Source organism: Sandaracinobacteroides sp. (genome assembly GCF_057137845.1).
Map to the genome: position 1 here is coordinate 1 of NZ_DBNHFX010000066.1, position 4,698 is coordinate 4,698.

General features: G+C 65.6%; 5 protein-coding genes. 4 read left to right on the forward strand and 1 reads right to left on the reverse strand.

Features of this window, described 5'->3' with window-relative positions:
- Window positions 1-557 (forward strand): dTMP kinase (gene tmk, locus AC16JP_RS03360; protein ID WP_484339188.1); only part of this gene is annotated, 557 nt, incomplete at its 5' end.
- Here tmk and AC16JP_RS03365 read toward each other — a convergent pair.
- Window positions 517-1,308 (reverse strand): sterol desaturase family protein, encoded by a 792-nt coding sequence (locus AC16JP_RS03365; protein ID WP_484339192.1) that lies wholly within the window; start codon window positions 1,306-1,308, stop codon window positions 517-519. The genes tmk and AC16JP_RS03365 overlap by 41 nt on opposite strands.
- A 55-nt stretch (window positions 1,309-1,363) precedes the next feature.
- On the opposite strand from AC16JP_RS03365, the gene crtY reads away from it, so the two are divergent.
- The 3 genes from crtY to AC16JP_RS03380 all read left to right on the forward strand — a co-directional run.
- Window positions 1,364-2,563: a lycopene beta-cyclase CrtY gene (crtY, locus tag AC16JP_RS03370; RefSeq protein ID WP_484339189.1), complete on the forward strand. Its 1,200-nt coding sequence runs from the start codon at window positions 1,364-1,366 to the stop codon at window positions 2,561-2,563.
- Window positions 2,563-4,053, forward strand: a complete 1,491-nt coding sequence (locus tag AC16JP_RS03375; protein ID WP_484339190.1) for a phytoene desaturase — start codon at window positions 2,563-2,565, stop codon at window positions 4,051-4,053. The genes crtY and AC16JP_RS03375 overlap by 1 nt, the downstream gene beginning before the upstream one ends.
- 31 nt (window positions 4,054-4,084) lie before the next feature.
- Window positions 4,085-4,698, forward strand: a 614-nt coding sequence (locus AC16JP_RS03380; RefSeq protein WP_484339191.1) for a phytoene/squalene synthase family protein, incomplete at its 3' end; no start/stop codon positions are given.

Here is a 4,698-nt window from a genome sequence, read left to right on the forward strand (position 1 = left end):
CCGACGTGGTGATTACCCGTGAACCGGGTGGCACGCCGGGCGCCGAGGAAATCCGCGCACTGTTCGTTTCGGGGGCGACCGGCCGCTGGACGGTTGAATCGGATGTGCTGCTGGTAACGGCGGCGCGCGCCGACCATGTGGCGCGGCTGATCCGGCCGGCGCTCGATGCCGGAAAAACCGTGCTGTGCGACCGGTTCGTGCATTCGACACTTGCCTATCAGGGATATGGGCGCGGGGTTCCGCACGATACACTGCTGGCGCTGCACCGTTTCGCCACGGGCGACCTCTGGCCCGATCTGGTGCTGTGGCTGGACGCGCCCGTGGAACTGGGGCTGGCGCGATCGACGAAGCGCGCCGCCGCGCAGGACGGCAGCCAGCCGCCGGAACAGCGCTTCGAGCAACTGTCGCTGGAATATCATCAGCGCGTACGGGATGGTTTTGCCGCGCTCGCCATGGCAGATCCGCGCATCGTCCGCATCGATGCAACACTTGGTATCGACGAGGTGACGGCAGCCGTTACCGAAGCGGCTGCCGGGATGACGCTTCCCGCGCGCTGAGAAGTTCTTCGGAAAGTCCGGCGTCGGTTCCACAGAACCTGTCCCAGAAGCGGAAATAGAGGCCGTAGTTGCTGGCGTAGCGTTCGTGATGAACCTGGTGATGCGCACCGGAAATCAGGTGGTGCCCAAGCCATCCCCTTATCCAGCGTGCAGGGAATATTTCCCAACCCATATGATTGGTGACGCCAAAGACCGTCATCACGGTAAGCACTGCAAGCAGCGCGCCCGCGTGGATCGGGATCACGAAGGTAAGCGCCGGGATCAGCCACGCGGCCGACAGCGATTCCCACGGGTGAAACGCCATCGCCGCCCATGCGGTTGGCGGACGGCTTTCGTGATGCACGGCATGGGCGTGCCGGAACAGCCACGGCCAATGGTGCATTGCCCGGTGCGTCCAGTAGAACCAGCAATCATGGACAACGAGGTAAGCCGCCAGCGAGGCCGGTATCCACCACAGCGGGTGCGCGGCCGTATCAGTGTAGATGCGGGTCATGCCCCTTGTGGCCCAGAGATGCGCGACGATTCCGGCAGGCAATGCGTAAAGGATCGCCGCTGAAAGCGACCAGCCGATCTCGTGGCGGATCTGGCGTTGCAGGCGGGCGGCGCGTTGCGGATTTGCCGGGGCGTAAACCTCTGGCCGCAGCCTCCGGGCGAGCCAGGCACAAAGCGCCGAAGCGCCCAGATAGCGCAACACGACGATCGCGCACATGGCGATCAGCGTTATGGCAAGCGCTGTGTCGGGCGGCGGCATGAAGCGATGAACTAGCCGCTGGCGGGCGGGGCCGCTAGAGGTTCTCATGGTGGTGATGAAATCCTCAACAGCGGCCGGGCCGCCCGATACCGACCTGCTGATTGCCGGGGGCGGGCTGGCAGGCGGGTTGATCGCGCTAACCTTCGTGCAGCAACGGCCGGACGTTCGCGTAACCGTCGTCGAGGCCGGAGAGACATTCGGCGGCAATCACACATGGTCGTGCTTTCTGTCCGACCTTCCCGAAGGCGGGGCCGATCTCGTCAGGCAGCTTGTCGCGCATCGCTGGAGCGGCCATGAAGTGCGCTTTCCGGGCCATGCGCGGCAGCTTTCGGGCGCCTATCAGTCGGCGACGTCGGCGCGTCTTCACAGTGCGCTTTGTGCGGCGCTGCCACCCGAACGCCGCATCACCAAGGCGGCGGTTGCCGAACTGTCGCGCGATGGTGCGCGTCTTGCCGATGGCCGTGTGTTGCGGGCGGCCGCAGTGATCGACGCGCGCGGGCAGGTGGATGCCGCCCGCCTGGACCTTGGCTTCCAGAAGTTCGTCGGCCTTGAACTGGAGCTTGAGGCGCCGCACGGCCTTGGTGCGCCCGTCATCATGGATGCAACCGTCGATCAGCTTGGCGGCTATCGTTTCGTCTATGTGCTGCCGTTCACGCCGACAACGCTGCTCGTCGAGGACACCTGTTATGCCGATGGCCCGTCGATCGACGAGGCCGCGATGGCCGGGCAGGTTGCGGAATATGTGCAGGCGCGGGGCTGGGTGGTCAGGCGGATCATCCGCCGCGAAACCGGCGTGCTGCCGATCGCCATTGGCGGCGATATCCGGGCGCATCTGGCGCAGTTTCCGCCGGGTGTTGCGCCCGTCGGGCTGGGGGCAGGCCTGTTCCACCCCGTTACGGGCTACAGCCTGCCCGATGCGGCCCGGCTGGCCCTGCATCTGGCGCACCTGCCGGTGATACAGGGCGATGCGGTGGACCGCGCGGCGCGCCAGTTCGCTGTTCAGACATGGGAAGCGCGGGGCTTTTACCGGATGCTGAACAAGATGCTGTTTCGCGCCGCCGTTCCAGACGAAAGATGGCGGGTGCTGGCGCGTTTCTACCGGCTGGACGAAGGGCTGATCCGGCGCTTCTATGGCGCGAACTGCCATTGGCGGGACAGGCTTCGCATCCTTTCGGGGCGGCCGCCGGTTCCTTTGGGGCGCGCGGTGCGGGCAATTCTTGGCGGTGGTGCGCCGGCGGCAGGCGGGGGGAAGTGATGCAGCGGACGGCAGTGGTGATCGGCAGCGGTTTCGGCGGGCTGGCGCTGGCGATCCGTCTGCAATCGGCCGGGGTCGGCACCACCATCGTCGAGGCGCAGGAGAGGCCAGGCGGCCGCGCCGGTGTTCGCGAAGCCGACGGCTTCACCTTCGACATGGGGCCAACCGTGCTCACCGATCCGGGCTGCATCGGCGAACTGTTCGAGCTGTCCGGCAACCGGCTGGCGGATCGGGTGGATCTGTTGCCTGTCATGCCGTTCTACCGGCTGCTGTGGGAGGACGGCACGAAGTTCGACTATTCAAACGACGAGGACGCGCTGCTGGCGCAGATCAGCGCACTTAACCCGGCTGACGCCGATGGCTACCGGCGCTTCACCGCCTATGCCGAGGGTGTTTTCAAGGAAGGCTATGAAAAGCTCGGGCATGTGGCGTTTCTGGACTTTCGCTCGATGCTGGCTGCGGCGCCCAGTCTGATGCGCTATCGCGCATGGCGGCCGGTGCATTCGGTGGTGGCCGAACACATCAGCGATCCGCATCTACGGCAGGCGTTCAGTTTTCACACCTTGCTGGTGGGGGGCAATCCGTTCCGCACCTCGGCCATCTACGCGCTGATCCATGCGCTTGAGAAAAAATGGGGCGTTTGGTTCCCGCGCGGCGGCACCCATGCCCTGATCCGGGCGATGCAGTCGCTGTTCGAGGAACTGGGTGGCAAGACCATCGTCGGTTGCGCCGTCCAGCGGATCGAGGCGTCGGGTAGCCGCGTGCGCGGCGTGGCTCTGGCCGATGGGCGCAGCATTGCTGCTGATTGCGTTGCCTCGAATGCGGATGTGATGCACAGCTATGCAAGCCTGCTTGGGCATCATCCGCGCGGGCGGGGGCAGGCAAGAGCGCTATCCCGCAAGAGCTTCTCGCCTTCGCTGTTCGTTGTCTATTTCGGGCTGAAGGGCGTGCGTGGCGATATTCCGCAGCACACGATCCTGTTCGGGCCGCGCTACCGGGAACTGCTGCACGAAATCTATGGCGCAAGCCGTCTGGCGGATGACTTCTCCCTCTATCTGCACCACCCGACTGCAACCGATCCATCGCTGGCGCCCGCCGGGCACAGCGGCTTTTACGCATTGTCGCCGGTTCCGCATCTGGGCCGCGCTCCGATCGACTGGGCGGCCGAGGGGCCACGCTATGCGGCGCGGATACTGGAGTATCTCGAACGGCGGATGATCCCCGGCCTGTCGGCCGACATCGTCCACAAAAGCTGGTTCACACCGGCGGATTTCCGCGACAGATTGCATGCCCACCATGGCTCGGCCTTCGGGATGGAGCCGGTATTGTGGCAGTCGGCGTGGTTTCGCACCCACAATCGCGATGACAGGCTGTCGAACCTCTATTTCGTGGGGGCGGGCACGCATCCGGGTGCAGGAATTCCGGGTGTCGTCGGCTCCGCCAAGGCGACGGCAAAGCTGATACTCGACGATCTGGGCATCGGCGCTTGAGGCTCCGGTGCAAGGGGCCTAGGCTCAGGCCATGACGGATGCCGTCCTCGAAGCTGCCAGGCAGGCGATCGCGAAAGGCTCGAAAAGCTTTGCGCTTGCCAGCCGGTTGTTCGACGGCGCCACCCGGCAGCGTGCGGTGCTGCTGTATGCCTGGTGCCGCCACTGCGACGATGTGATCGACGACCAGTTGATGGGCGAAGGACGCCACGATTGGGGTGGAAGCGGCGCGGCGCGGCTGGACAGGCTGCGCGAACAGACCGAACTTGCGCTGTCGAACCGGCCCACCGGCGATCCGGCGTTCGATGCTCTGGCCCGCGTGGTCGCGGAAACCGGGCTTCCGCCGCGCTATGTGCACGACCTGCTGGACGGCTTTGCGATGGACGTCGACTGGCGCCCCATCCGCAGCGCCGAGGATCTGCTTTCCTATTGCTATCATGTGGCGGGCTGCGTCGGCGTGATGATGGCGATCGTGATGGGTGTGCCGCCCGCCGATCACGCAACGCTGATTCGTGCCTGCGACCTTGGCCTTTCGTTCCAGTTGAACAACATCGCCCGCGACGTGGCCGAAGATGCGGCGCGCGGGCGCTGCTATCTTCCGGCGGACTGGCTGGCCGAACAGGGGCTGCTTCCCGCCGACTGCGCCCG